Consider the following 25235-nt stretch of genomic DNA (forward strand, 5'->3'; position numbering starts at 1 on the left):
GACCCCCCACCCGGGTGTTCCTGCCGAACCCCGGTTCCCCCCGACGCACGGAGGACACCATGCCCTTCGCACGACTCCGCCCCCGCAACCCCCGCCGCACCCTGACCGCCCTCGGCGCCGGCCTCGGCCTGGTCGCCGGCTCGCTCGGCCTCTGGGCGGCCACCGGCACCGCACAGGCCGCGACCCTGCCGACGCCCGACCACGTGGTCGTCGTCGTCCTGGAGAACCACGCGTACTCGCAGGTCGTCGGCAGCTCCAGCGCCCCGTACATCAACAACACCCTGAAGGCGGGCGGCGCCACGCTGACCCAGTCGTTCGGGCTCACCCACCCGAGCGAGCCCAACTACTACCAGCTGTTCTCCGGCAGCGCGCAGGGGCGCACCGACGACAGCTGCGTGCCGGTCGGCTCGCTCACCGCCGCCAACCTGGGCTCCGAGCTGATCGCCGCCGGCAAGACCTGGGGCAGCTACAACGAGGGCCTGCCGAGCCAGGGTTCGACGGTCTGCAGCAGCGGCAAGTACGCCCAGAAGCACAACCCGTGGTTCGGCTTCAAGAACGTGCCGACCAACACCGCGTACACCTTCGCGCAGTTCCCGACCGACTACACGACCCTGCCCAAGGTGTCCTTCGTCGTGCCGGACCTCTGCAACGACATGCACGACTGCTCGGTCTCCACCGGCGACACCTGGCTGAAGAACAAGCTCGGCGCGTACGCGACCTGGGCCAAGACCCACAACAGCATCCTCGTCGTCACCTTCGACGAGGACAACCGCCTCTCCGGCAACCGCATCCCCACGGTCTTCTACGGCGAGCACGTCACGCCCGGCTCCACCACCGCCACCACCTACAACCACTACAACGTGCTGCGCACGCTGGAGGACCTCGCCGGGCTGACCACCCACGCGGGCAACGCCGCGTCCGCCGCGACCATCACCGGCATCTGGAACTGACCTCCCATGTACGTCGCGGAATCCCGCAGCTCCAAGGCCCCCGTCGACCCGGCCCTCCGGCCGGGCCGGCGGGCGGCCGCCGTCCCCGGCACCGTCCTGGCCCTGGGCACCGTCAGCCTGGTGACCGACATCTCCTCCGAGATGGTCAGCGCGGTGCTGCCGCTGTACCTGCTCACCGGGCTCGGCCTCTCGCCGCTCGGCTTCGGGCTGCTGGACGGCATCCAGAACGGGTTCAGCGCGCTGGTCCGGCTGGCCGGCGGCCACCTCGCCGACCGGCGGGGCGCGGACGGCGCGTCCCGGCACAAGGCCGTCGCGGTGGCCGGGTACGGCCTCTCGGCGCTCTGCAAGCCGCTGCTGCTGCTCGTCCACACCGTGCCGCTGATCGGCGCGGTGATCGCGGTCGACCGCACGGGCAAGGGACTGCGCACCGCGCCGAGGGACGCGATGATCTCGCTCGCCACCGAACCCGCGCACCGGGGGCGGGCGTTCGGGGTCCACCGGGCGATGGACACGGCCGGTGCGCTGATCGGGCCGCTCGCCGCCTTCCTCGTGCTCCGCCTGGCCGGCGGCCCGCTGCTCGCCGACGGCGGCCAACGGCACGGCTACGACGCGGTGTTCACGGTCAGCGCCTGTGTCGCGGTGCTCGGCGTGCTGGTGCTGCTGCTCTTCGTCCCGAACCGGCAGCCGGGCGAGACCGCGACGGCCACCGCCCCCCGGCTGCGCGACGGCCTCGCCCTGCTGCGCCTGCCCGGGCTGCGCCGGCTGACGTTCTGCGCGGTGCTGCTCGGCCTGACCACCGTGAGCGACTCCTTCCTCTACCTGCTGGTGCAGCGCCGGCTCGGCCTCGCCACCGACCTCTTCCCGCTGCTGCCGCTCGGCACGGCCGCGGGCTTCCTGCTGCTCGCCGTTCCGCTGGGCGCGCTCGCCGACCGGCTCGGCCGCCGCCGGCTCTTCCTCGCCGGTCACGGTGCCCTGCTGCTGGCGTACGGGCTGCTGCTCTCGCCGCTGGGCGGACTGCCGGCGGTGGTCTGCGTCCTGGTGCTGCACGGCGCGTTCTACGCCTCGACGGACGGCGTGCTGGCGGCCGCGGCGGCCGACGCGGTACCGGCGGAGCAGCGCGGCGCCGGGCTGGCCCTGGTCGGCACCGGGCAGGCGCTCGCCCGGTTCGGCTGCTCGCTCGCCTTCGGCGCGCTGTGGAGCGCGGTGGGCGGCACGGCCGCGCTCGGCTGGTCCGCGGCGGCGCTGGCCGGCTGCGTGCTGGCGGCCGCCTTCGTCCTGCGGGACGCCCCCAGGGACACCGCCTCCGGGACGCCCATCGCCGGGACGCCCACCGTCGGGACGCCCACCGCCCCGGGCGCGTCCGGAACCGCTCCCCCCTCCGATTCCGAGGTACCGTCGTGACCCCACCGCTCCAAGGCCGGACCAGGGTGCTGATCCTGCTGGTCGCCGTCGTCCTGCTCGGCGCCGTCGGCACCGGCGCCGTCCTGCACGCGGCCGACAACTCGACCCGCACCAAGCAGGCACAGCCCGGCGCTCCGGTGGTCACCCCCGGCCCGGTGTCGCTCCGCCCGCCGGCCGGCGGCCGCCAACTGGTGTTCCGCAACATGGCCTGGGGCCCGCACCTCGACGAGCTCGTCTCCGTACCGGCCGACCAGCCGGACGGCCCGCGGACCTCCTCGGGCGTGCAGTGCCTGCGCTTCTACGCGGCGGCCGGCACCGGCATCTGCCTCCGGGCCGAGCGCGGCGCGCTGCAGGACACCTACCGCGCCGTCGTGCTCGACGACCACCTGCGCGAGCTGAAGTCCTTCCCCGCCGCCGGTATCCCGACCCGCTCCCGGGTCTCGCCCTCGGGCCACCTCGCGGCCTGGACGGTCTTCGTCAGCGGCGACTCCTACGCCGGCACCGACTTCTCCACCCGCTCGTCGATCGTCGACGTCCGCGACTGGAACCTCCGGGAGAACCTGGAGACCTTCGCGGTGATCAAGGACGGCAAGCCGTACCAGGCGTCCGACGTCAACGTCTGGGGCGTCACCTTCGCCGACGACAACACCTTCTACGCCACCGTGGCCACCGGCGGCCGGACCCACCTCGTCCGCGGCGACCTCGCCGCCCGCACCCTCACCACGCTCCACGAGAACGTCGAATGCCCCTCGCTCTCCCCGGACGGCACCCGCATCGCCTACAAGAAGCGCGTCCCCGGCCTGTCCGAGGACTCGCCCTGGCGGCTCTACGTGCTCGACCTCGCCACCATGACCGAGACGGCCACCGCCGAGCAGCGCAACGTCGACGACCAGGCGGTCTGGGTCGACGACGCGACGCTGCTCTACGCGCTCCCCGGCGACTTCGGGGCCGATCTGTGGACCGTCCCGGCGGACGGCGGCGGTCTGGCCGAGCGGGTGCTCGAAGCCGCGGTGGCACCGGCCTATCCGGGCTGATCGGGCTGGGTGGTCCCACTCGGAACTTCGGGCGTAGGGTTCCACGTCGAGCAGTGAGAGCGGTGCGAGGCGGGGGAGCGGGGAGCGTTGAAGGAACAGGGGCGGGCTGCGCCCGAGCGGGTGGCCGGCGACTCCTGGCCCGCCCTGTCCGGCCGGCCGGTGCTGCGCCGCACGATCGCGGTGGGCCTGGTGCTCACCATCGCGCTGCTGGCGGCCCTCGCCGTCCGGGGCGTCAACGCTCTCACCCTGGGCCGGGGCGCGATCGAGACCGACCGGGACCGCGCCGAACTCCTGGCCGGCCTCCACCCCTCCCAGCACCCGGGCGCGGGCCGCTACTACGTCCCCGTGGGCGCGGTGTACACCCGCCTCGCCGACGGCGCGCCGGTCGCCTACCTGCACTACCGGCTGGCCGGCGGCCCGGACGTCGGCGTCGACGACTTCCTGCGGACCTACGACCTCCCGGCCCCCGGCCCGGTCGCCCCGCTGCCGTCCGACCTGACGGCGGCCCTGGGCGGCGACGAGCCGACCGAGGCCCAGGAACTGGCCCCGATGCCGGCGCCCTCGGCGAGCCCGACGCCCCTACCGGTCGCGACCCCGTCGGCCGCCGAACCCCCGACCGTCTCCGAACCGCCGTCGGAACCGGCCCCGGCCCCGGCTGAGCCGGTCGCCACCCCGTCGCCCTGCGCCTCGGACGACCCACCGCCCTCCGCCGACCCCGACACCGGGGCCGAGGCCACCCCGGCTCCCGACCCCGCCCCCGAGGCGGCCGAGCCCGTCGCGCCCCGGCCCGCGACGGGCCTCCGCTCCGCCGACGACCCGCCCACCCCGACCGAGACCCCCACCCCCAGCCTCACCCCCGCTCCCACCCCGACAGCCACCCACCCCGTCGCCGGCCGCCGGATCTACATCGTGACGGTCTCCAACGGCCTCTCGGGCGCCGCCGACATCTACGTCCGCGCCACCGGCTGAGACCGGTGAGACTGAGGACGACGGTCCACCGGGCGCGGACCGGCCGGGACGAGTACCGGGTGCTGACCGTCGAGCCCGGCGAAGGCCGCGCCGTGCTGGTCGACGGCGAGTGGTGGACGGACCTCTTCGCGGACCGCGCCGGTGCCCGCGACCTGGCCGCCGCCTGGGCACTCGCGGCACGCTCGCCTCGCTCGCTGATCCACCTGCCGCTGCGCTCCGGCCCCGCCCCCGGGTGCGCGGACGAGCACGCCGTCCTGCTGGACCTCGTACTGCTCCACCACGGCCTGGGCTTCCCACCTTCCCGCTGGAAGGAGGTCCGCGCCCGACTGAGCAAGGGCGGCACGCCGCACACCGCGGACCTCCCGGAGAGCGACTTCCCCGCCGAGGACGAGATCGACTACCCGAGCCACCACTACGCCGGATGGCGCGACGGGTTGCACTTCACCGGCGCGGCACGGACCCTCTTCCTCACCGGCACCGCACAGGCCTTCCGCTGGACGGGCACGCTGGTGCGCTCGCTGGACACCCGGGCCGCCCGGCTCGCCCCCACCCACTCCTGCGTCACTCTCGACCACGCCCCCGCCACCCCCACCAGCCGCCCCCCGAAGGGCACCTCCGGAAGGCTCCACATCGCGTACACCCCGCCCTGGTGACGGCGCTGTCGCCCGCTCCGCGACCCGGACGGCGCCGGCGCCGATACCGGAGCCACCGCTCGTACCCCTCTCCTGCGGCGCCGCGCTCAGGGCACCTCGCGATCGATGGTGAAGGCCATGACGCTTCCGGGCTGGAGGGGGAAGGGGAGCTGGACGAGACCGGCCAGATTGTTGAACGGTGCCGGAAAGGTGGCCCGGACGCTGGCGCCGTGTGCAGCGCCGAGCGAACTGATCTCCGACGCGTTGACGCCCAGTCGGGTCGGTCTGATCGCGGGATCGATCGTGAGCCGGTACTCGGCGTCGGTGACGTGACGGAAGATCTGGGCCTGGATGCGCACGCGTCGGTCACTGCCGACGTACTTCCGCGCCGTGACGCTCAGCTCGACCAGGTGGCCGGAGGTGACCTGGGCGTCGTGGGGCACCGAGAAGTGGTCGATCCTGGCCGTCCCGCCGGTGACGGCTTCGTGGGTCGGGGGCTTGCGTTCCAGCTCCCTGGTGTCCACCCGGACGGATCCGATCGCGAAGATCGCGGGGTCGTCCGGGTCGAGATTGTCGTCGATCATCCAGCGCAGCAGGATCTCCGGTCCGGTGAAGCGGTCCAGGCAGCCGTCGTCGTTGGAGGAGAGGCACGCGATGCTCACCGTTCTGGGGAGCGTCTCGATGCGGTAGGAGATTCGGAAGCTCTGGTACAGGTAGTCGGGGTGGGCGTCGCCCGGCGGCGGGGGCGCGAGCAGGCAGTCGTAGCGGTAGGCCGACAGCGCGCCGGCGAAGAGCGGATCGCGTACCGGGCCCAGGACGTCCTGCATGCCGCGAAGCACCGCGCTGTCGACCTGCTCGGTGGTCTCGCGGACGGTGAGCGACCCGATGGCCAGGGTCACCACCGCTGCCGACACGAACGCGCCGCCGATGAGGCTCAGGACCGTCGTCACCACCTGCTGGTGTGTCAGCAGGGATGCGGCCACGACGCAGGCCAGGCCGATGGACAGGGCGAGGACGTTGACCAGGACCAGAATCTTGCGCAATTGTCGTTCCCGTGACGCAGCCACGCGCACCCCCGCGGGCGGTGTCAGTGCGCCGCCGCTTCTGCGATGATCCGGACGATCCGCTCGGAGACCTCCCCGATCTCCTGCGCTGTACGAACGTTATCGGACTGACCATCCGTCAGGAAGACCAGTGCGACGGGTGTCATCGGGTGGAGGACGATCCCGGCGTCGTTCACGACGCCCCGGAGGCTACCCGTCTTGTGCCGCACCGGGAGGTCGTCGTCGAGGCGGGACGGGATCCGGTCGTTGCGGAGGTAGTTGACCAGATACCGCCGGAGGGGCTCCAGATGGGGAGTCCGCTCGATGTGCTCGACCAGTCGCAGCGTGTCCTCCGCGGTCGTGGTGTTCGCCCGGCCCAGGGGTCCGAGCTCCCGCTCGGAGAAGCCGGCCGGGAAGGCCGTGGAGGTCAGTTGCAGGTCCTTGATCGTCGCATCGACCCGCTCCTGTCCCAGGAGGCCCCGGATGTACTCGGCCGCCGGGTTGTCGCTGGTCACCAACGAGAAGCCGCACAACTCCCGTACGGTGATTGCCGATGCTGCATCCAGCGCCTGCAGGATGCTCGGATACATGGTGCCCGGCAGGTCGCCGACCCGGACGCGTGCGTCCATGTCGAGGTCGCCCCGCCGTCCGGCCTCGAACAGTGCGACGCCGAGGATCATCTTGGCCAGGCTCGCGGCGGGCAGTACCCGGTCCGGGTCGTGCGCGACGGTGAGCTGCGGTCCACCGAGGGTCTTCACCAGGACGCTGCGGACTCCCGCGCCGTCGCCGCCCTCCGCGAATGCCTCGACCTGCGCCTCAACGGCGGCGCGCACTGCACCGGAATCGACCATCTGGGCCATCCATTCCTCACGGCGACGGTGTTTGTCAGTCGTCTACCCGACTGTCGGGCTCTCACGCGGTGCGAGGAGGCCCGGTTGGGCGGAGACCCTACGGGACGCGACCCGATCGAGGGGTGTCGGCTCACCTCCAGGGGGCGCGGCGGGCCACGGTGAGGAGGGTGGGGCACGATGCAGTGGCCGAGCACGGTCCCGGCGACGGCTGCGGAGCCTGGGGTCGGGGCGACGCCTGGTCAGCCGGGTTGGCCGGGCGGTCCGTTCGCCTCGGGCCGCCCGGTCGGGGTGGGTCAGGTGATGGTGACGTCGACGCCCATCTGTTCGGCTCCTGGGGTGCCGGCGATGTCGAGGGTGACTCCGCTCCAGGTGCCGTCGGGCTCGTTGAGGGCCGGTGCGGTGTGCTGGCCGATGCCGGTGTTGCCGAGGGCCGGGTAGAGGTCGGTCCGGTCGCCCCGGTTGCCGGTGCCGAAGATCTTCCCCAGGTCGTTGCGGCCGTCGGCCTGCATCAGCGCGATGGCCAGGTGGTGTTCGTCGTTGACGTTGTCGATGGCTTCGTCCACCACGTAGGCGGCGACGCCCTGGGAGGGCAGGAACTCGTCCTGCCCGCGCTGGCGGCGGTACTCGACGATGATGTACTGGCTCTCCTTCATCCGCTGGGGGTTGCGGACGAACAGCAGGTCGCCGCCCTCGGCGACGGGCCGCAGCGCGATGCCGGTGGTGGTGCTGGAGACCTCCTGCGGGGTGGTCCAGCCGTGGAACATCCGCAGCATGCCGTTCGGGAAGACGGGGGTGACGCCGTCGTTGCCCCAGGAGCCGCCCGCCATCAGGCAGTAGTCCCCGAGGCCGTTGGAGGTCGTCGCCTCGACGCGGCCGGTGTCGTAGAAGTCGGCCCAGCGGGCGGCCAGGTGGCCCCACTCGTGGGCGCAGACGCCGACCGCGCAGTCCTCGGGGACGGTCAGGAAGGTCTGCACCCGCAGGCCGGGCGCGACCAGCACGCCGTCCTCGCCGGGCGGGTTCCACTTGAGGCTCCAGATGTCGCCGGGGCGCTCGGTCTGTTCGGCGCCGGAGCCGGCGTGGACGATGAACAGCGCGGTGACGAGGCCCTCGCCGAGGGCGTCGTAGCCGGCGGAGAAGTCGATGCCCTGGTCGAGCGCGAGTCGCAGCGCGTCGGCCGCCATGCCCTGGGAGTTCCGGGGCGGGTTGCCGGTGCCGGACTGGTTGTCGGTGTAGAAGGAGAGCGGCTGCGGCAGGCGGAACCAGCCGTGCACCTCGCCCTGGATGTCGATGCCGTGCTCGGTCGGGTGGGCGGCGTCGAATCCGCTGACCAGGCGGTAGTAGTCGCGCATCGAGCCGGTCGTGAAGGTGTCGGCACTGAACAGCATCTGTTCGAAGTGGCCGACGGTGTGCTCGGGGCTGTGCGGGTGGTCGGGGAAGTCGACCAGCAGCACCAGGGTGCGGATGGTGCCGCGCAGCTTCTTGGTCGGACGGGTGATCAACTGGGCCCCGGTGCTGGGGCCGGGGCGGACGGCGCCGTCGTCGAGGCCGATGACGTTCTCACCGCGCCGCCGGGAGCGCCAGACGTAGTAGTACTGCTCGAAGGTGAGGCTCGCCGGGATCCGCCGGTGTTCGACGAGGTCCTGGTAGCGGGCCCGGAGTTGGGCGAAGGCCTTGGGGGACAGCGGTACCGGGCAGGCGTGCCGGTGGCCGGTGGGGTTGAGGGGGTGGTGATACTGCGGGGTTAAGGTGTGACGCATCGTGACGGCTCCTTTGAGCCAGCTCACTCCGCGGGGGAGCATGGCGACCCCGCCGAGCGGGCGGTCGCCGGCAATCGGTCGGCTCGCCAAAGGCGGTCGGGTCTGGCCGGTACCGGTTGCGAAATGGGCGATTTGCGGCTATCAGCACTATTCTGACGCTCCGCATGGGCAAAGCACCAGACCCGGGGGTACGCCGGTTCGCTCAGCCCGCGCGGTACGCGGCCGCGGCGGCCGCGAACGAGGCGGCGAGCTGCGGTGATCCTCCCCAGTGCAGGTGCAGATACGAAGCGTGAACGTTGCCCAGCGTGCCCCCGGTGAAGCCCTCGGTGTGCGGCCCGGTCGGCAGTCGCCAGCCCCAGGCGGGCCGTTCCCCGGCGCCGGGCTCGCAGACCGTGCGGTGGAACTCGTGCCCGCGCACCCGGGTGCCGGTCGGTGCCAGCGGCGAGTCGGTCAGCGCGACGGCCTCCCGGTATCCGAGGGTCAGCCGCTCGGTCATCCGGGCCGAGGTGTCCAGTACGCCGCACATCGGCAGGCCGTCCAACTCCCGCCCGAGGTAGAGCAGTCCGGCACACTCGGCGGCGATCGGCGCGCCCGAGGCGGCGAACGCGGCGATCGCAGCGCGCAGCGTCCCGTTCGCGCTGAGTTCCCGGACGTACAGCTCGGGGAAGCCGCCGCCGATCACCAGGCCGGCGGTGTCTGCGGGCAGCGCGTCGGCGTGCAGCGGGTCGAACGGCACCACCTCGGCGCCGGCCGCGGTGAGCAGTTCGGCGTTCTCGGCGTACGAGAAGGAGAATGCGGCGCCGCCGGCCACGGCGATCCGGGGCGCGCCGGCCACCCGCTCGACCTCGGCGGCCGGGTCCCACGGCGTGGCGTCCAGCGGAGGAGCCGTCCGGGCCAGCGCCAGGACGGCGTCCAGGTCGACCGACGCGGCGACCAGCTCACCCATGTCGGCGACGGCCCGCAGCGCCTCGGCCGAGCGCTCGACGGCCGGGATCAGGCCGAGGTGGCGGGACGGTGTGGCGACCGCCGCCGAGCGGCGCACCGCGCCGAGCACCGGCACCCCGGAGCCCTCCTCCAGGGCCTCGCGCAGCAGCAGTTCGTGCCGGTCGGAGGCGACCCGGTTGAGGATCACCCCGGCCAGTCGGACCTCCGGGTCCCAGGAGGCGAAGCCGTGCACCAGCGCGGCCACCGAGCGGGACTGCGAGGAGGCGTCCACCACCAGCACCACGGGTGCCCGCAGCAGCTTGGCGACGTGGGCGGTGGACGCCAGCTCGCCGCGTCCGGAGGCGCCGTCGAACAGCCCCATCACGCCCTCGACCACCGCGACGTCCGCCCCGGCGGCGCCGTGCAGGAAGAGCGGCGCGATGCGCTCCGGCCCGCACATGAAGGCGTCCAGGTTGCGGCCCGGCCGGCCGGCGGCCAGGGCGTGGTAGCCCGGGTCGATGTAGTCCGGGCCGACCTTGTGCGGCGAGACGGCCAGACCGCGCGCGGCGAGCGCGGCGATCAGGCCGGTGGCGACGGTGGTCTTGCCGGAGCCGGAGGACGGCGCGGCGACGACGAGACGGGGGACGCTGTTCAAGGCTCTACTGCTTTCGCGGACTCACGGACGTGTCACGGGCTTCACGGGCTTCACGGACTTCGCCGGCTTCACGGGCGGCACGGACCCGAGGGAACGCACGGGCCGCACGGACCCGAGGGAACCCACGGGCCGCACGGACCCGAGGGAACCCACGGACCCGAGGGAACCCACGGCCCCGAGGTGACGCACGGATCCCGCGAAGCCCGCCGGGCTCACCACTCGATGCCGCGCTGGCCCTTGCGGCCGGTGTCCATCGGGTGCTTCACCTTGGTCATCTCGGTGACCAGGTCGGCGGCCGAGGTCAGCGCCTCGGTCGCGTACCGGCCGGTGATGACCACGTGCTGGCTGCCCGGGCGGTCCTTCAGCACGGCGACCACCTCGTCCACGTCCACCCAGCCCCAGTGCATCGGGTAGGTGAACTCGTCCAGCACGTAGAAGCGGTAGGTCTCGGCGGCCAGGTCGCGCTTGACCTGCTCCCAGCCCTCCTTGGCGGCCGCCTCGCTGTCCATCTCCATCTCGGTGGAGCGCTGGATCCAGGACCAGCCGGAGCCCATCTTGTGCCAGTCGACGGTGCCGCCCTCGCCGGAGGCGCCGAGCACACGCAGCGCGTTCTCCTCGCCGACCTTCCACTTCGCGGACTTGACGAACTGGAACACTCCGATCGGCCAGCCCTGGTTCCAGGCCCGCAGCGCCATGCCGAAGGCGGCGGTGGACTTGCCCTTGCCGGGGCCGGTGTGGACGGCGGTGATCGGCTGGGTGCGGCGCTGGCGGGTCGTCAGGCCGTCGTCGGGCACGCTCTCGGGGACTCCCTTGGGCATGTGGATCAGGCCGCCTTTCGCGTCGGGGTGGCTCGGTTGGCACGGTTGTCGCGGACGAGCGAGGCCACGCCCTCGGCCCGCAGCTCGTCCAGGGTCACGGCGGTGGCGCCCAGCCGGGCGGCCAGGGTGCGGGCCAGGCCGAGCCGCACCGGGCCGGCCTCGCAGTCCAGCACCACGCTCGCCACGCCCTGGGCGGTGAACAGTCCGGCCGCCTGGTGGGAGCGCGCGACGGCGTCGCGGGAGCCGGTCGCCCGGCCGTCGGTCACCACGACCAGCAGCGGACGGCGGTGCGGGTCGCGCATCCGCTCGACCCGCAGCACCTCGTGGGCCCGCAGCAGCCCGGCCGCCAGCGGGGTCCGGCCGCCGGTCGGAAGCGACTCCAGCCGGGCCGCGCCCACCTCGACGGAGGAGGTCGGCGGCAGGGCCAGCTCGGCGCTCGCGCCGCGGAAGGTGATCATGCCGATCTTGTCCCGGCGCTGGTAGGCGTCCATCAGCAGGGAGAGCACGGCGCCCTTGACGGCGGTCATCCGCTGCCGGGCCGCCATCGAACCGGAGGCGTCCACCAGGAACAGCACCAGGTTGGACTCGCGGCCCTGCCGGACCTGCTCGCGGAAGTCGTCCTTCTGCAGCAGCAGCGCGCGCGAGTCCCGCCCGCGTGCCACCTGGTGCGGCGCGGCGGCCCGCAGGGTGGCGCTCAGGTGCAGCCGGGCCAGGCGCCCCTGCGGGCGGCGGGCGCGGATGGTGTGGCCGCCGTCGGTCTCGGCGGGGGAGCGGCGGCCCTGGGCGCCCTTCCCGGTGCCCTCCACCTTGAACAGCCGGGTGCGGTACGGCTCGCCGGCCGCCACCGGCGCGGTCTGCGGCGCGCCGCCCCGGCCCTGCTGCGGGAAGGCCTCCGGCTCGGCCGGCGCCTGCGGCTCGGGCCCGGCGGCCGCGGAGCCGTCGGGCGTGTCCGCGGGCGCGGGCGCGCCGCCGCCACCGTCGGGGCCGCCACCGTCGGGGCCGCCGCCGTCGGGGCCGGGGCCGTCGGGGCCGGGGCCGTCGTCCTCGGGGCCGCTCCCCTCGGGGCCCTCGCCGGGCTGCTCCCCCTCCGACGGTCGCTCCGCGGGCTCGGGCTCCTCGGGCCCGGCGTGCTCCTCCAGGGTCCGCTCCAACTGTTCCTCGTCCAGCCCCGGCGCGTCGAAGGGGTTGCGCCGGCGGCGGTGCGGCAGGGCCAGCTGCGCGGCCTTGCGGACGTCCTCCTCCAGCACCTGCGTCCGGCCCGCCCAGGCGGCCAGCGCGACGGCGGTGCGGGCCATCACGATGTCCGCGCGCAGCCCGTCCACCTCGAAGGCGGCGCAGACGGCGGTGATCTGGCGCAGCGCCGTGTCGGTCAGCTCCACCTCGGGCAGCAGCTCCCGGGCCGCGGTGATCCGCCCGGCGAGCGCGCGCTCGTCCTCGGCGAACCGCGCGGCGAACCCGGCCGGGTCGGCGTCGTACGCCAGCCGGCGGCGGACCACCTCGGCGCGCTCGGCCGGCTCCCGGGTGGCGGCGATCTCCACGGTCAGGCCGAACCGGTCGAGCAGCTGCGGGCGCAGCTCGCCCTCCTCCGGGTTCATCGTGCCGACCAGCAGGAACCGCGCCGCGTGGCGCACCGAGACGCCCTCGCGCTCCACGTAGGAGCGGCCCATCGCGGCCGCGTCCAGCAGCAGGTCCACCACGTGGTCCTGGAGCAGGTTGACCTCGTCGATGTAGAGCACGCCCCGGTGCGCCCGGGCCAGCAGGCCCGGCTCGTACGCCTTCACGCCCTCGGCCAGCGCGCGCTCCAGGTCCAGCGAGCCGACGATCCGGTCCTCGGAGACGCCGACCGGCAGCTCGACCAGCCGGGCCGGGCGGTGGGTCTCGTCGGCGCCGTCGTGCGCGCCGTCCGGGCAGGCCGGGTCCGGCGCGGCCGGGTCGCAGGCGAAACGGCAGCCGTCGACGGCGGCGATGGACGGGAGCAGACCGGCCAGCGCCCGCACCATGGTCGACTTGGCGGTGCCCTTCTCACCCCGTACCAGCACGCCGCCGACGGCCGGGGAGACCGCGTTGAGCAGCAGCCCGAGCCGCAGGTCGGCCATTCCGACGATCGCGGTGAAGGGGTAGCGGACGTCACTCATGATTCTCCAAGGGGGCCCCGGGCGGCAGGAACGGCAGCGAACCCGCGGCCGGCACCCCGCCCTCGATCAGCTTCCACAGCGCGTCGGTGTCCGCGTGCTCCTCGATCAGGTCGCCCAGCCGGTCCAGCCGGGCCTCGCGCGCCTCGGCGAACGAGGTGTCCGGCGCGGGCACGAACGCCCGGCCCGACAGAGCGGCGACCTCGCGCAGCAGCGCGCGCCGGAAGCCGTCGTTCTCCAGCGCGCCGTGCCAGGTCGTGCCCCAGACCGCCCCCACCCGGCAGCCGTCCAGGAACGGCTCTCCGCCCTCCACGGTGACGATCCCGTGGTGGATCTCGTACCCCTGGACCGGCTGCCCGTAGGCCTCGCCGACCGGTCGGCCGAGCACCTTCTCGGCGCCGAACCGGACGTGCGTCGGGAGCAGCCCGAGGCCGTCGACGGCACCGGCCTTCGACTCGACCTCGTCGTGGATGGCGCGCGCGAGCATCTGGTAGCCGCCGCAGACGCCGAGGACCGGCAGCCCGAGCGCGGCCCGGGCCCTGAGGGCCGGCTCCAGGCCGCGCTCGCGCAGCCAGGCCAGGTCGGCCACGGTGGCCCGGGTGCCGGGCAGGATCACCAGGTCGGCGTCGGCCAGCTCCTCGGGCCGGGTGGCCCAGCGGACCAGCACCCCGGGTTCCTGGGCTAGTGCGTCCACGTCGGTGAAGTTGGACAACCGGGGGAAGCGCACCACGGCCACCCGCAGCACGTCGGCTCCGAGCGGCCCGCGCCCCTCGGCGCGGTCCACCACGGTGGTCAGGTCCAGGGAGTCCTCGGCGTCCAGCCAGAGCCCGGACAGCATCGGCAGGGTGCCCAGCACCGGACGGCCGGTCAGCTCGCGCAGCATCTCCAGCCCGGGCGCCAGTAGCCGCGCGTCGCCGCGGAACTTGTTGACGAACCAGCCCGCCACATGGCGCTGGTCCTGCTCCGACAGCAGCGCCAGCGTCCCGTACATCGCGGCGAACACGCCGCCGCGGTCGATGTCGCCGACCACCACGACCGGCAGGCCGGCGGCGGTGGCCAGGCCCATGTTGGCGATGTCCCGGTCCCGCAGGTTGATCTCGGCGGGCGATCCGGCGCCCTCGCAGACCACCACGTCGTAGCGCCGGCGCAGGTCGGCCAGGCACTCCAGCGCTCGCTCCAGCAGGACGGGCTTGCGGTCGCGGTAGTCCAGCGCGCCGACCTCGGCGACCGCCCGGCCGAGCAGCACCACCTGGCTGCGGCCGTCCGCGCCGGGCTTCAGCAGCACCGGGTTCATCGCCGCCTCGGGCTCCACCCGGGCCGCCTGGGCCTGCATCGCCTGGGCGCGGCCGATCTCGGCACCGTCGGCGGTGACGAAGGAGTTCAGCGACATGTTCTGCGCCTTGAACGGCGCCACGGCGACGCCCTGACGGGCCAGCCAGCGGCAGATGCCCGCGGTGACCACGCTCTTGCCGGCGTCCGAGGTCGTCCCGGCGACCAGCAGTGCGTTGCTCATGCGCTCCCCCTTCTCGTCCCCGCCTTGAGTGCCTGCACGACGGCGTGCCCGGCGACGGTCGTACCCAGTGCGAGCAGTCCCACCCGGCGGGAGAGCCGGCAGGCGCGCTCGATGTCGTCCACCGTCACCGGTCGCAGCTCGCCGCCCAGTACCGGCCGGTGCTCGACCCGGGCGCCGTACCGCAGGGTGCCGCCGAGCCGCACGCCGACGGCGCCGGCGAAGGCCGACTCGGCCTGGCCCGCGTTGGGGCTGGGGTGGGCGGAGCCGTCCCGGCGCCAGACCCGCCAGGCCGTCCGGGGCTCGGGCGCGGCGGCGACGGTCAGCAGCGCGGTCAGCCGCGCGCCCGGCCAGCCCGCCACGTCGTCCAGCCGCGCCGAGGCCCAGCCGAACCGGGCGTGGCGCGGCGAGCGGTGGCCGACCATCGCGTCCAGGGTGTTGACCGCGCGGAACGCCAGCAGCCCGGGCGTGCCCGCGAGGGCGCCCCAGACGAGTGCGTTGACCACGGCGTCGGCGGTGTTCTCGGCGACCGACTCGACCACCGCGCGGGCGATCTGCCCCTCGTCGAGGGCGCTCGGGTCCCGCCCGCACAGGTGCGGCAGCCGCTGCCGCGCCGCCGCGAGGTCGTGCGCGGCGAGCGAGCGTCCGATCGTGCGGGCCTCGCGGGTGAGCGAGGTGCCGCCGAGCACCGTCCAGGTCGCGGCGGCGGCCAGCGCGGCCCGCCCGAGCGGCCGGCGGCCCAGGGTGCGGTCGGCCGCCAGCGCGCCGGCCGCGACGGTGCCCACGCAGAGCGCCGTGAAAGCCGTTCCGACGGCGCGGTCGTCCCGCCAGATCCGCCGCTCCAGCCGGCCGGCCGCACCGCCGAAGACGGCCACCGGGTGGCCGAGGCGCGGGTCGGCGAAGCGGGCGTCGGCGAGGTACCCGGCCGCGGCCCCCAGGGTGAAGGCGGCGGCGCGGGTCAGCGGGCGCACGGTGGACAGCAGAGGGCTCGGAAGGTCGGGGCAGCCTGCATCGCGTGCGTGTCCTCACTCAGGGTCCGCGCCCTGGATCGACGTACCGGGGGCGAGAGTCTCCTGGCTTCCGGGTCGAACGCACCCCCGGGCCCGGCGGCGGCTTCTGACGGCCCGCCGCGATGGGCCCCCTCCGGCGCCGTGGCCGGCGGAGGAGGGACTCCGAGTGTGCTCCCCGGTGACAGTGGCGGGACCGCGCCGGACTCGCACCGGCTTCCTCTGCATGCCTCCGTTTGGCTGAAGGATCCCATCACGCGGCCGAACCGTGCGTCAACCAAGGTCACGGAGGGGTTGGTCACAGCGGAGCCGGGCCGCCCGACCCCGTCGCTACCTCCGATCGGCACCCCCCGCAGGGGCATGACAGCCTGTGCGATCGTCCAGTCACCCAGAGGAGCCTCCGGGTCCGCTTCGTGTGTTCGGCGGCTGGGGGGCGGCCGGACCGCCCCCTACCGTCGGGCCATGCGACGCAGACAGCCACCCGCCGTGCCCCCGGTGCCCTTCTCGCCCGCGGCCGCCCGCGCGCACCGCGCCGGCCTCGGGCTGACCCCCGAGCAGGTGGTCGAGGGCATGGCCGCGCACGGCGTCCGGCTGCTGCCCTCCCACGTGCTCGGCTGGGAGAGCGGCGAGCTGCGCCCCGCCGAGGACGAGTTCATCGCCCTGGCCCGGGCGCTCTGGTGCCCGCCGGCCCAGCTGATGGGCGTCCGCCCGGCCCGGCTGCGGGACTTCCGGGTCGCCCGGGAGCTCAACCAGGAGAGCGCGGCCCACCGGATCGGCCTCGCACTGGACCGCTACCAGCGGGCCGAGGCGACCGGTCAGTGGGACGGCGACCAGGAGCAGACCCACGCGCTGGCCCAGGTGCTCGGCACGACCCTGCGCGAGCTGGTCGCGGTGACCGGCCGGGCGCAGGAGCTGGACCGGCGGCTGCGGCAGTGCGTGGACGGCCGCTGGCAGGCGCAGCTCCGGCCGATCGGCCGGATCGTGCCGGTGCACGAGGGCGACCTCACCGCCGTGCTGACGGCGCTGCAGAGCGAGTACCAGGTCACCTCCCACTGGGGCGTCGGCAGCTGGGGCTCCCCGGCCCCGGCGGCGGACACCCGCGCGGCGGCGGCCCGGCCGCTCGGCGAGCGGTTCTGGGAGCTGCTGGAGCGGCTGGAGACCGAGATCCCGGTCTGACGGGGCCGGTACCGCGCCGCCCCCGCGCGGCGCCTCCCCTCCCTGCCCTCCCTCTGCCGCTTCCCGCGCCGCCGTGACCAGAGGGCCGAGAACCGCGCCGCCGCTTCCCGCAGCCGGTTCCCGTGCCGCCGTGACCCGGCCAAGACCCCCGCCGCCGTGACCCGGCCAAGACCCCCGCCGCCGTGACCCGGCCAAGACCCGCGCCGCCGTGACCCGGCCAAGACCCGCGCCGCCGTGACCCGGCCAAGACCCGCGCCGCCGTGACCCGGACGGCCGCGTCCGGTGGCCGGGTGGCGCCCCCGCGAGTGGACTGGTGGGCAGACTGCCCAGTCCGCGACCAACAGAGCGGGGAGCGATATGCGTTGGGGAACCGCAGCCGCCGTGGCGGCCGCCGCCGTCGGCACCGGGGCCGCCGTGCTGCTGATCGGCCGGAGGGCCTCCGAGCGGATGGTCCGCCCGGCGGTCGGCCGTGAGCGGGCCGCCGGCCCCGTCGTGGTGCTGACCCTCGCCGCCGGACGGGCCACCTTCACCCGCAGCGCCGAGAGCGCCCGCCCCGGCCGCTGGGCCGTCGAGTGGGGCGACGGGGGGCACGCGGTGGTCGGCGAGATCCTGCACGCCGACGAGCGGGGCGTCACCCGCCGGCTGGTCCGCGCCGATCGCGGCACCCTGGCCCCCGGTACCGCGGTCCGCTTCACGCCCCGCGTCCACCTCGGCGACCCGACCAGCGCCCTCGGCCTGCCGTACACCGAGACCGCCGTCCAGGGCGAGCTGGGCGCGCTGCCCGCCTGGCGGCTGGACGGCAAGCGGGGCACCTGGGTGATCCTGGTGCACGGCCCCGGCGCCGACCGGCAGCAGACCCTCCCGGTGATGCCCGTCCTGCACCGGCTCGCGCTGCCCGTCCTGGCCGTCACCTACCGCGGCGACGAGGGCGCGCCGGCCTCCCCGGACGGCCTCGGCCACTTCGGCGAGACCGAGTGGCGCGACGTCGAGGCGGCCCTGCGGCTGGCCCTGGACAGCGGCGCCGGGCGGGTCATCCTGTACGGCTGGTCGCTCGGCGCGACCATGGTCCTGCAGACCGCGGCCCGCTCCGCCTGGGCCTCCTCGATCAGCGGCCTGGTGCTGGACTCGCCCGTGCTCGACTGGTCGGCCACCGCCCGCCGGGGCGCCGCCCGGGCCGGCTACCGGGGCGCCGCCGCCGAGCTGGGCGCGCTCGCGGCCGAGGGCCGGGCCGGCGTGGATCTGGCCGACTTCGCCCGCCTCGCGGACGGCACCGACCTGCGGGTGCCCACGCTCCTCCTGCACGGGCCCGACGACGCGCTGGCCCCCTGGCAGGCCGCCGCCCGGCTGGCCCACCGCCGCTCCGACGTGGTCGGCCTCCAGGCCGTCCCCGGCGGCGAGCACGCCGGCCTCTGGAACGCCGACCCCGACCGCTACGAGGAGCACCTGCGGCGCTGGCTCACCCCGCTGCTCTGAGGCCCGTCTCGGGCGGTCCTAGCCGTGTTCCGGACAGCCCCTCGGGCCCCTTCCCGCACCCCGTCCGCCCCGTCTTTCCCCAGGCTGGCGTGTCCGCGTCACACAGATCCGGCCAGGCGGTTTGGCCTCTGTTGCCCGATCTTGTCGACCCCCTGCGACCACCTGTCGGTAGTCGGGGCCGATCGGATGTGACAGAAGGCCGGTACAAGGGGAAGACTGCTCGACGTGACGTCTCGGAATCCGCGCGACCGTGATGCCCAGCTCCCGCCGACGATCGGCTCCGGTGCGACGGTGACCCGTCTCCCCGGAACTGCCCACCGCCCCGCCGGCGCCAGGCCGGGCGGCTCCGGCGTACCCCGCCGACGAGGCCCCGCACCAGCCCCAGGCCGTGGCCGGGTCCCGGTGCCGGACGGCTTCCCCGCTCCCGCCGAGCTCGCCCCGCTGGCCCGTCGGATGCTGATCGACGCCGTCCGCATCGCCCGCTGGGCCGGTGAACTCGCCGAGGTCGACAAGCGCGGCGAGCTGCTCCCCGAGGACGCCCGCGACGCGGGCCGCGCCCTCGCCATGACGGTGGGCGCCGCCGGCAAGGCCTGGGGCCAGGCCCTGCTGGTCGGCCTGGTCGAGGCCCGGGACGGCGGCGCCGCCCCCGGCTGGCGCCTGCACGCCTGGGAGCACGACGACGAGGCCGTGGTCCGCGGCTGGTCCGCCCTGTTCGACGCCTGGACGCTGCTCGCCCCGGTGCCGCCCGCCGCCCTGCGCGGCGTGTTCGCGGTGCTCGCCGGGCAGGCCGTCGACCAGGCGCCGCAGCTGCTCTCCTTCCTCCACCTGGTGGCCGGCCCGGTCGCCGACAGCGAACTGCTGGAGCTGCTGCGCCGGGGCCTGGACGAGCGCCGGGTCGGCGGCGGCGACGGCGCGCTGGGCCTCTCGCCCGTGCCGCACGCCGCCTCCGCGGTCTCGGCCGTCCGCGGCACCTGCCGCGAGCCGCAGATCGACACCCCGGCCGCGCCCTCCGACGTGGCGGCCGTCCTGGACTGGATGCTGGACGGCCTGGCCGCGGTCGGCGCGGTGGTCCGCAAGGACGACGCCGCCGAGCTCTCCCCGCTCGGGCACTGGGCGGTGCGGGCCAAGCTGGAGGAGATCTGCACCGTCGCGCAGACCGCCGCCGGACACATCGAGCAGAGCGCCTTCGAGCTGCTCAACGCCTGCGCCGACTACTCGCCGGGCCCGGCCCGGGCCGAGTTCCGCGCCTGGGTGGCGGCCCGACCGGCCGACCGGGCGGTGGCCGAGCTGCTGGACGCCGCCCAGGGTGACGACGCACTGGTGCGCGGCCTCGCCTTCGAGGCGCTGCGGGTGGCCGGCTCCACCGCCGAGCAGGCCGTCCGGGCGGCCGTGGACGCCCCGGTGCTGCGCCCCTACGCGCTGCTCTGGCTGGCCGAGCAGTCGGACGAGGGCGTCGCCCCGGCCGATGTGCTGGGCGCGGAGGACGCCGCCTGGCTCTGGGTGGACACCGCGGCCGCGGTGCTCGACCACGGCGAGACCGAGCTGCTGGTGGGCCATGTCGAGGGCGCCTCGGCAGGTGATCCGGTCCGGCTGTTCGCCCGGGCCCGGCAGTCCGGCCACCCGCGGGCGGCGTCGGTGCTGACCGCCGTCTCCGGCGTCCACCCGGACCCGGTCGTGGCCCGCGCGGCCCGGCGCTCGGCCTTCAGCGTCCACCGCGGCGGCGCGTAGCCGTCAGGGCGCGCCGCGGCGGCGCGGAGCCGCTCGGGCCTGACCGTGGCGGCCCAACGGCCGCCACCCGGCCCGGCAGGGCCGCAGCCGGCCTCCACGGGGCCGCACGCCGCCCGCACGGCCGTCACCACCGGCCCGGCGAGGGCCGCAGGGCATGCGAGAGGGCCCGGATCCGTCGAGCGGATCCGGGCCCTTCGTCGTACGTCCCTCGGGGTCAGCCGAGCCGGGACTCCGCCCGGCGCGCCCGGACGTCCCCGACCTTCTGGCCGACCTTGCGCCGGATCACCAGCAGCGGGGCCATCGCGGCGAGCGCGATCTGGCCGTAGGCGCCGATGTGCAGCAGGTAGTCGCCGCCCTTCAGGCCGGTCGCCCAGGCCGCCAGGCAGCCGATCGAGAGCACGATCCAGCAGAGCGTCGCGGTGGCCAGCAGCCCCTGCGGCTTCGGGTACTCGATCCGGCTCATCATCAGGTACGCGGTACCGGCGATGGCGAGCAGACCGGGCAGGAACGGCGGGTCGAGCAGCACGATGGCGATCACCGTCATGGCGCCCATCGGGCAGGGCATGCCCTGGAACACCCCGGGTCGCATCTTCACGGCGGAGAACCGCGCCAGCCGCAGCACCACGGACAGCAGCACCGTCAGCGCGATCAGCGCCGAGAGACGGCTGTCGGAGCCCGGCGAGACCATGCCCCAGACCGCGACGAAGTAGGCCGGCGCGATGCCGAAGCTGATCAGGTCGGCCAGGTTGTCGAGTTCGGCCCCGAGGGCGGAGGAGCGCAGCTTGCGCGCCACCAGTCCGTCGAAGAGGTCGCACATCGAGCCGATCAGCAGCAGCGTCACCGCGGTGGCGGCGCTGTGCTTGTCCGGCGCGGCGTCCGGGTTGGTGATGTGCGGGACGAGGACCCCGGTGGTGATCGAGTAGATCGCCAGGAAGCCGCAGACGGCGTTCCCCAGGGTCAGGAAGTCGGCGGTGGACAGGTGCTGGGGAGAGCGCGGGGCGCGCAGCTCGCGGTCGCGCGCCCAACGGCGGCGGCGCAGGGCCGTCTCCTCGTCGTCCAGGCCGACGATCGTCTCAGGTTCAGTCACGGTCAAGGCGCGTCACCCCGGCTGTGGTCTTCTGGCCGACCTCGACGCCGACCTCGACGCCGGCCGGCAGGTAGGTGTCGACCCGGGACCCGAAGCGGATCAGACCGATCCGATCGCCCTGCTCGACCTTGGTACCGGCGTCGACGTACGGCACGATGCGGCGGGCCACGGCCCCCGCGATCTGCACCATCTCGATGTCGCCGAGCTCGGTGTCGAAGTGCCAGACGACCCGCTCGTTCTGGTCGCTGTCCTTGTTGAACGCGGGCACGAAACCACCCGCGACGTGCTCGACGGAGGTCACGGTGCCGGGCAGGGGCGCCCGGTTGACGTGGACGTTGAGCGGGCTCATGAAGATCGCCACCCGGGTGCGGCCGTCCGGCCAGGCGTCGATGCTCTGCACCACGCCGTCGGCGGGGGAGATCACTCTGCCCGTGCCGATCTCACGCTCGGGGTCGCGGAAGAACCACAGCATGCCGGCGCTGAGCGCACAGGCGGGCACCGCCGCCAGGGCCCACGCGCCATTGCGCCGGGTGAGGGCGGTGGTCACGGCTGCCGTGGCGAGGGTGGGGACGAACCAGGGGGTGGCTCCGCGCGCGATGGTCACGCGGGGTCGCCGGCCGGCCGTCGTGGCGGCGAGGGCATCGCTGTCCGTGACGGAGGTGTGAGGGGACGGGCTGATGGGCATCGAAGACCTTTGTCGCGGGGGATCATGGCCGCTGGACGGGGGCCACCGCGGGGATCGAGTAATAAAGGGACGGCGTCTGTCCCGGTGGATGCTATCGGGACCACACGGTGGGTGGGCAACCCGCCTGCTCGGTCATGTGTCCTGCGTGCGGCGCAGCTGCGCCTTCTGTGTATACGACCGTAGCTCGACCCGCTCCGGTTCCCAAGGGTCCGGGCAGGGCTGGTGACTCTTGTCTCAACAGGCATGTCCGGGGAACCGCGGACCGTCGGCGCAGGGGCGCGCGCGGGGTGCGCCGAAGCGGCCGCAAGGCGCGTGACAGCAGCTGTACGCCCTACGGCCGCTTCGGGAGCCGTGCCGGACCCCAGGCGGACCAGGCCGGGGTCGTGGTGGCACGGCGGGGTGCCGGGACGGGCCCGCACGCCCGTCGACCGGCCGTCACCGGGCCGTCAACCCGCCGGGCGGAGCGTCACCGCGCCGCCCGGGCGAGTCTTCGTACTGGTCGTCCTCACTCCGCGATGCGGTACTCCTCCAGCAGACGACGTCCGACGATCATCTTCTGGATCTCCGCAGTACCTTCACCGATGAGCAGCATCGGAGCCTCGCGGTAGAGGCGCTCGATCTCGTACTCCTTGGAGAAGCCGTAGCCGCCGTGGATGCGGAAGGCGTCCTCGACGACCTCCTTGCAGTACTCGGAGGCGAGGTACTTGGCCATGCCGGCCTCAAGGTCGTTGCGCTCGCCGCTGTCCTTCTTGCGGGCGGCCATCACCATCATCTGGTGGGCGGCCTCGACCTTGGTGGCCATCTCGGCGAGCTTGAACTGGATCGCCTGGTGCTCGGCGATCTTCTTGCCGAAGGTGGAGCGCTGCTGGGCGTAGGAGATGCCCAGCTCGAAGGCGCGGCGGGCGACGCCGCAGCCGCGCGCGGCCACGTTGACGCGGCCGACCTCGACGCCGTCCATCATCTGGTAGAAGCCCTTGCCCGGGGCGCCGCCGAGGACGCGGTCGGCCGGGACGCGGACGTCCTGGAGGATCAGCTCGGTGGTGTCGACGCCCTTGTAGCCCATCTTCTCGATCTTGCCGGGCACGGTGAGCCCGGGGACGGTCGGGTTCGGGCCGAAGCCCGCCGTCTTCTCGATCAGGAAGGTGGTCATGTTCTTGTACGGGGAGCTGCCGCCCTCGTCGGTCTTGCAGAGCACCGCGACCAGGGTGGACGTGCCGCCGTTGGTGAGCCACATCTTCTGGCCGTTGAGGACGTAGGAGTCCCCGTCCCTGACGCCCTTGGTGGAGATCGCGGAGACGTCGGAGCCGAGGCCCGGCTCGGACATCGAGAAGGCGCCGCGGATCTCGCCGGCGGCCATCTTCGGCAGGAAGTAGTCCTTCTGCTCCTGGGTGCCGTGCGCGTTGATCATGTGGGCCACGATGAAGTGGGTGTTCACGATGCCGGAGACGGACATCCAGCCGCGTGCGATCTCCTCCACCACCAGGGCGTAGGTGAGGAGCGATTCGCCGAGGCCGCCGTACTCCTCGGGAATGGTGAGGCCGAAGAGGCCGAGCTGCTTCATCCCCTCCACGATGGCGGTGGGGTACTCGTCCTTGTGCTCCAGCTCGGTCGCGACCGGAATGATCTCCTTGTCGACGAAATCCCGCACGGTGGCGAGGATGTCCCGCTGGATCTCGGTGAGGCCGTCGGTCTGTGCGAGGCGTCCCATCGTGCGGCTCCTGTGGCGAAAGAGGGAGAGGGTGGGGGGAGGGCAGAACAGCGGGGGGGGGGATTTTCCGGGGGCCCTGCCGGCGTGGCTGCGGCAGCAGGGCCCCCGGTACCGGGGCGGGGATCGGCCGATGACGGCGGCCTACCCGTCCGGGGCTCCTGGGTGGTACGGCTCTGGACGGGCTAGGACAGCGGAGTCGGGCGGCCGGGCTGCTCGCCGCCGCGCTCCTCGATGTACGTCGCCGTCGGCACCATCACCTTGCGGCGGAAGATGCAGACGACCGTGCCGTCCTGCTTGTAGCCCTTGGTCTCGACGTACACGATGCCGCGGTCGTCCTTGGACTTGGACGGCCACTTGTCGAGCACGGTGGTCTCGCCGTACAGGGTGTCGCCGTGGAAGGTCGGCGCGATGTGGCGCAGCGACTCGATCTCCAGATTGGCGATCGCCTTGCCGGAGACGTCCGGGACGGACATTCCGAGCAGCAGCGAGTAGATGTAGTTGCCGACCACGACGTTCTTGCCGAAGTCGGTCGTCCGCTCCGCGTAGTTGGTGTCCATGTGGAGCGGGTGGTGGTTCATGGTGAGCAGACAGAAGAGGTGGTCGTCGTACTCGGTGACCGTCTTGCCGGGCCAGTGCTTGTAGACAGCGCCGACCTCGAACTCCTCGTAGGTGCGTCCGAACTGCATCTCAATGGTCCTTAGGAGGTCAGGAGGGGTCAGGCCTGCGGGGGCTCGAACTTGGAGGTGCGCTCGAACCCGGCGGCGCGGCCCTTGCCCGCGATGACCAGGGCCATCTTGCGGCTGGCCTCGTCGATCATCTCGTCGCCGAGCATCGCGGAGCCCTTGGCACCGCCCGCCTCGGAGGTGCACCAGTCGTAGGCGTCGAGGATCAGCTCGGCGTGGTCGTAGTCCTCCTGCGAGGGCGAGAAGATCTCGTTCGCGGCGGAGACCTGGTCCGGGTGGAGCACCCACTTGCCGTCGAAGCCGAGCGCGGCGGCGCGGCCGGCCACCTCGCGGTAGCCCTCCTGGTTGCGGATCTGCAGGTAGGGGCCGTCGATGGCCTGCAGGTCGTTGGCGCGGGCGGCCATCAGGATGCGCATCAGGATGTAGTGGTAGGCGTCGGCCGGGTAGCCCGCCGGCTGCTCGCCGACCACCAGGGACTTCATGTTGATCGAGGCCATGAAGTCGGCCGGGCCGAAGATGATCGTCTCCAGGCGCGGGGAGGACTCGGCGATCGCGTCGACGTTGATCAGGCCCTTGGCGTTCTCGATCTGCGCCTCGATGCCGATCTTGCCGACCTCGAAGCCCATGGTCTTCTCGATCTGGGTGAGCAGCAGGTCGAGCGCCCGGACCTGCTCGGCGTCCTGGACCTTCGGCAGCATGATGCAGTCGAGGTTGGGGCCGGCGCCCTCGACGACCGTGATCACGTCGCGGTACGTCCAGTGGGTGGTCCAGTCGTTGACGCGGACGACCTTGGTCTTCTTGCCCCAGTCACCGTTGTTCAGCGCGTCGACGATGTTGTGCCGGGCGCTCTCCTTGACCAGCGGGGCGCAGGCGTCCTCCAGGTCGAGGAAGACCTGGTCGGCCGGGAGGCCCTGGGCCTTCTCCAGGAAGCGCGGGTTGCTGCCCGGTACGGCGAGGCAGGAGCGGCGGGGGCGGAGCCGGTTGACGGGGGTGTCGCTGGCGTTGCTCATGA

Annotated in this window: 21 protein-coding genes and 1 riboswitch; of the genes, 8 read left to right on the forward strand and 13 right to left on the reverse strand. The window is 73.9% G+C overall.

Annotated features, from left to right (window positions below; translation table 11 throughout):
* Positions 1 to 59: 59 nt before the first annotated feature.
* From OG618_RS26700 to OG618_RS26720, 5 genes are all read left to right on the forward strand, one after another.
* Positions 60 to 950, forward strand: coding sequence for an alkaline phosphatase family protein (locus tag OG618_RS26700; protein ID WP_329490074.1), 891 nt, complete (start codon positions 60 to 62; stop codon positions 948 to 950).
* 6 nt (positions 951 to 956) lie between these two features.
* Entirely contained in the window at positions 957 to 2351 is a 1395-nt protein-coding gene (locus tag OG618_RS26705; RefSeq protein ID WP_329490075.1) for an MFS transporter, read from the forward strand.
* Positions 2348 to 3385 carry a TolB family protein gene (locus OG618_RS26710; RefSeq protein ID WP_329490076.1) on the forward strand — a complete coding sequence of 346 codons (1038 nt, stop codon included), beginning with the start codon at positions 2348 to 2350 and terminating at the stop codon, positions 3383 to 3385. Before OG618_RS26705 ends, OG618_RS26710 begins: the two co-directional genes overlap by 4 nt.
* Positions 3386 to 3472: 87 nt before the next feature.
* On the forward strand, positions 3473 to 4354 hold the full coding sequence (locus OG618_RS26715) for a hypothetical protein (protein WP_329490077.1): 882 nt from the start codon (positions 3473 to 3475) through the stop codon (positions 4352 to 4354).
* 5 nt (positions 4355 to 4359) lie between these two features.
* Complete coding sequence (locus OG618_RS26720; protein ID WP_329490078.1) at positions 4360 to 5007, forward strand: hypothetical protein; 648 nt, start codon at positions 4360 to 4362, stop codon at positions 5005 to 5007.
* An 86-nt stretch (positions 5008 to 5093) separates the two neighbouring features.
* On the opposite strand, the gene OG618_RS26725 is transcribed toward OG618_RS26720, so the two are convergent.
* The 8 genes from OG618_RS26725 to OG618_RS26760 form a co-directional block, all read right to left on the reverse strand.
* Positions 5094 to 6029 (reverse strand): hypothetical protein, encoded by a 936-nt coding sequence (locus OG618_RS26725; RefSeq protein WP_329490079.1) that lies wholly within the window; start codon positions 6027 to 6029, stop codon positions 5094 to 5096.
* Positions 6030 to 6073: 44 nt separating this feature from the next.
* Positions 6074 to 6889 (reverse strand): serine hydrolase, encoded by an 816-nt coding sequence (locus OG618_RS26730; RefSeq protein ID WP_329490080.1) that lies wholly within the window; start codon positions 6887 to 6889, stop codon positions 6074 to 6076.
* A 284-nt stretch (positions 6890 to 7173) separates the two neighbouring features.
* Entirely contained in the window at positions 7174 to 8637 is a 1464-nt protein-coding gene (locus tag OG618_RS26735; RefSeq protein WP_329490081.1) for a M6 family metalloprotease domain-containing protein, read from the reverse strand.
* Between the two features lie 202 nt (positions 8638 to 8839).
* The gene (locus OG618_RS26740; RefSeq protein ID WP_329490082.1) at positions 8840 to 10216 is read right to left on the reverse strand and encodes a cobyrinate a,c-diamide synthase; all 1377 of its coding nucleotides are present in this window, start codon (positions 10214 to 10216) and stop codon (positions 8840 to 8842) included.
* 212 nt (positions 10217 to 10428) lie between these two features.
* Positions 10429 to 11034 (reverse strand): cob(I)yrinic acid a,c-diamide adenosyltransferase, encoded by a 606-nt coding sequence (cobO, locus tag OG618_RS26745; RefSeq protein WP_329490083.1) that lies wholly within the window; start codon positions 11032 to 11034, stop codon positions 10429 to 10431.
* A 5-nt stretch (positions 11035 to 11039) separates the two neighbouring features.
* Positions 11040 to 13169: a putative cobaltochelatase gene (locus OG618_RS26750; RefSeq protein WP_329490084.1), complete on the reverse strand. Its 2130-nt coding sequence runs from the start codon at positions 13167 to 13169 to the stop codon at positions 11040 to 11042.
* Entirely contained in the window at positions 13162 to 14679 is a 1518-nt protein-coding gene (locus OG618_RS26755) for a cobyric acid synthase (RefSeq protein WP_329490085.1), read from the reverse strand. Before OG618_RS26755 ends, OG618_RS26750 begins: the two co-directional genes overlap by 8 nt.
* Positions 14676 to 15647: a cobalamin biosynthesis protein gene (locus OG618_RS26760; RefSeq protein WP_329490086.1), complete on the reverse strand. Its 972-nt coding sequence runs from the start codon at positions 15645 to 15647 to the stop codon at positions 14676 to 14678. The genes OG618_RS26755 and OG618_RS26760 overlap by 4 nt, the downstream gene beginning before the upstream one ends.
* Before the next feature lie 93 nt (positions 15648 to 15740).
* A riboswitch (cobalamin riboswitch) is annotated at positions 15741 to 15933 on the reverse strand.
* 212 nt (positions 15934 to 16145) lie between these two features.
* Between OG618_RS26760 and OG618_RS26765 the strand changes: the two genes are divergently transcribed.
* The 3 genes from OG618_RS26765 to OG618_RS26775 all read left to right on the forward strand — a co-directional run bounded on the left by OG618_RS26765 (position 16146) and on the right by OG618_RS26775 (position 20060).
* Positions 16146 to 16859, forward strand: coding sequence for a helix-turn-helix domain-containing protein (locus OG618_RS26765; protein WP_329490087.1), 714 nt, complete (start codon positions 16146 to 16148; stop codon positions 16857 to 16859).
* Positions 16860 to 17216: 357 nt separating this feature from the next.
* Complete coding sequence (locus OG618_RS26770) at positions 17217 to 18332, forward strand: alpha/beta hydrolase family protein (protein ID WP_329490088.1); 1116 nt, start codon at positions 17217 to 17219, stop codon at positions 18330 to 18332.
* A 402-nt stretch (positions 18333 to 18734) separates the two neighbouring features.
* The gene (locus OG618_RS26775) at positions 18735 to 20060 is read left to right on the forward strand and encodes a hypothetical protein (RefSeq protein WP_329490089.1); all 1326 of its coding nucleotides are present in this window, start codon (positions 18735 to 18737) and stop codon (positions 20058 to 20060) included.
* A gap of 214 nt (positions 20061 to 20274) precedes the next feature.
* Here OG618_RS26775 and OG618_RS26780 read toward each other — a convergent pair whose 3' ends face one another.
* The 5 genes from OG618_RS26780 to OG618_RS26800 form a co-directional block, all read right to left on the reverse strand.
* The gene (locus tag OG618_RS26780; protein ID WP_380391186.1) at positions 20275 to 21153 is read right to left on the reverse strand and encodes a CDP-alcohol phosphatidyltransferase family protein; all 879 of its coding nucleotides are present in this window, start codon (positions 21151 to 21153) and stop codon (positions 20275 to 20277) included.
* Positions 21140 to 21832: a phosphatidylserine decarboxylase gene (locus OG618_RS26785; protein ID WP_329490090.1), complete on the reverse strand. Its 693-nt coding sequence runs from the start codon at positions 21830 to 21832 to the stop codon at positions 21140 to 21142. The genes OG618_RS26780 and OG618_RS26785 overlap by 14 nt, the downstream gene beginning before the upstream one ends.
* A gap of 505 nt (positions 21833 to 22337) precedes the next feature.
* The gene (locus OG618_RS26790; RefSeq protein ID WP_329490091.1) at positions 22338 to 23540 is read right to left on the reverse strand and encodes an acyl-CoA dehydrogenase family protein; all 1203 of its coding nucleotides are present in this window, start codon (positions 23538 to 23540) and stop codon (positions 22338 to 22340) included.
* 182 nt (positions 23541 to 23722) lie between these two features.
* On the reverse strand, positions 23723 to 24226 hold the full coding sequence (locus OG618_RS26795; RefSeq protein WP_329490092.1) for a MaoC family dehydratase: 504 nt from the start codon (positions 24224 to 24226) through the stop codon (positions 23723 to 23725).
* A 29-nt stretch (positions 24227 to 24255) separates the two neighbouring features.
* Positions 24256 to 25233 carry an HpcH/HpaI aldolase/citrate lyase family protein gene (locus OG618_RS26800; protein ID WP_329490093.1) on the reverse strand — a complete coding sequence of 326 codons (978 nt, stop codon included), beginning with the start codon at positions 25231 to 25233 and terminating at the stop codon, positions 24256 to 24258.
* Positions 25234 to 25235 lie beyond the last annotated feature (2 nt).

Source organism: Kitasatospora sp. NBC_01246, from assembly GCF_036226505.1.
Lineage (GTDB): Bacteria > Actinomycetota > Actinomycetes > Streptomycetales > Streptomycetaceae > Kitasatospora.

What these genes read in the sequence shown, in the direction of transcription:
- OG618_RS26700 (WP_329490074.1), top strand. Translation starts at nt 60, where the DNA reads ATGCCCTTCGCACGACTCCGCCCCCGCAACCCCCGCCGCACCCTGACC.
- OG618_RS26705 (WP_329490075.1), top strand. Translation starts at nt 957, where the DNA reads ATGTACGTCGCGGAATCCCGCAGCTCCAAGGCCCCCGTCGACCCGGCC.
- OG618_RS26730 (WP_329490080.1), bottom strand. Translation starts at nt 6,889, where the DNA reads ATGGCCCAGATGGTCGATTCCGGTGCAGTGCGCGCCGCCGTTGAGGCG.
- OG618_RS26735 (WP_329490081.1), bottom strand. Translation starts at nt 8,637, where the DNA reads ATGCGTCACACCTTAACCCCGCAGTATCACCACCCCCTCAACCCCACC.
- cobO (WP_329490083.1), bottom strand. Translation starts at nt 11,034, where the DNA reads ATGCCCAAGGGAGTCCCCGAGAGCGTGCCCGACGACGGCCTGACGACC.
- OG618_RS26750 (WP_329490084.1), bottom strand. Translation starts at nt 13,169, where the DNA reads ATGAGTGACGTCCGCTACCCCTTCACCGCGATCGTCGGAATGGCCGAC.
- OG618_RS26755 (WP_329490085.1), bottom strand. Translation starts at nt 14,679, where the DNA reads ATGAGCAACGCACTGCTGGTCGCCGGGACGACCTCGGACGCCGGCAAG.
- OG618_RS26765 (WP_329490087.1), top strand. Translation starts at nt 16,146, where the DNA reads ATGCGACGCAGACAGCCACCCGCCGTGCCCCCGGTGCCCTTCTCGCCC.
- OG618_RS26770 (WP_329490088.1), top strand. Translation starts at nt 17,217, where the DNA reads ATGCGTTGGGGAACCGCAGCCGCCGTGGCGGCCGCCGCCGTCGGCACC.
- OG618_RS26785 (WP_329490090.1), bottom strand. Translation starts at nt 21,832, where the DNA reads ATGCCCATCAGCCCGTCCCCTCACACCTCCGTCACGGACAGCGATGCC.
- OG618_RS26790 (WP_329490091.1), bottom strand. Translation starts at nt 23,540, where the DNA reads ATGGGACGCCTCGCACAGACCGACGGCCTCACCGAGATCCAGCGGGAC.
- OG618_RS26795 (WP_329490092.1), bottom strand. Translation starts at nt 24,226, where the DNA reads ATGCAGTTCGGACGCACCTACGAGGAGTTCGAGGTCGGCGCTGTCTAC.
- OG618_RS26800 (WP_329490093.1), bottom strand. Translation starts at nt 25,233, where the DNA reads ATGAGCAACGCCAGCGACACCCCCGTCAACCGGCTCCGCCCCCGCCGC.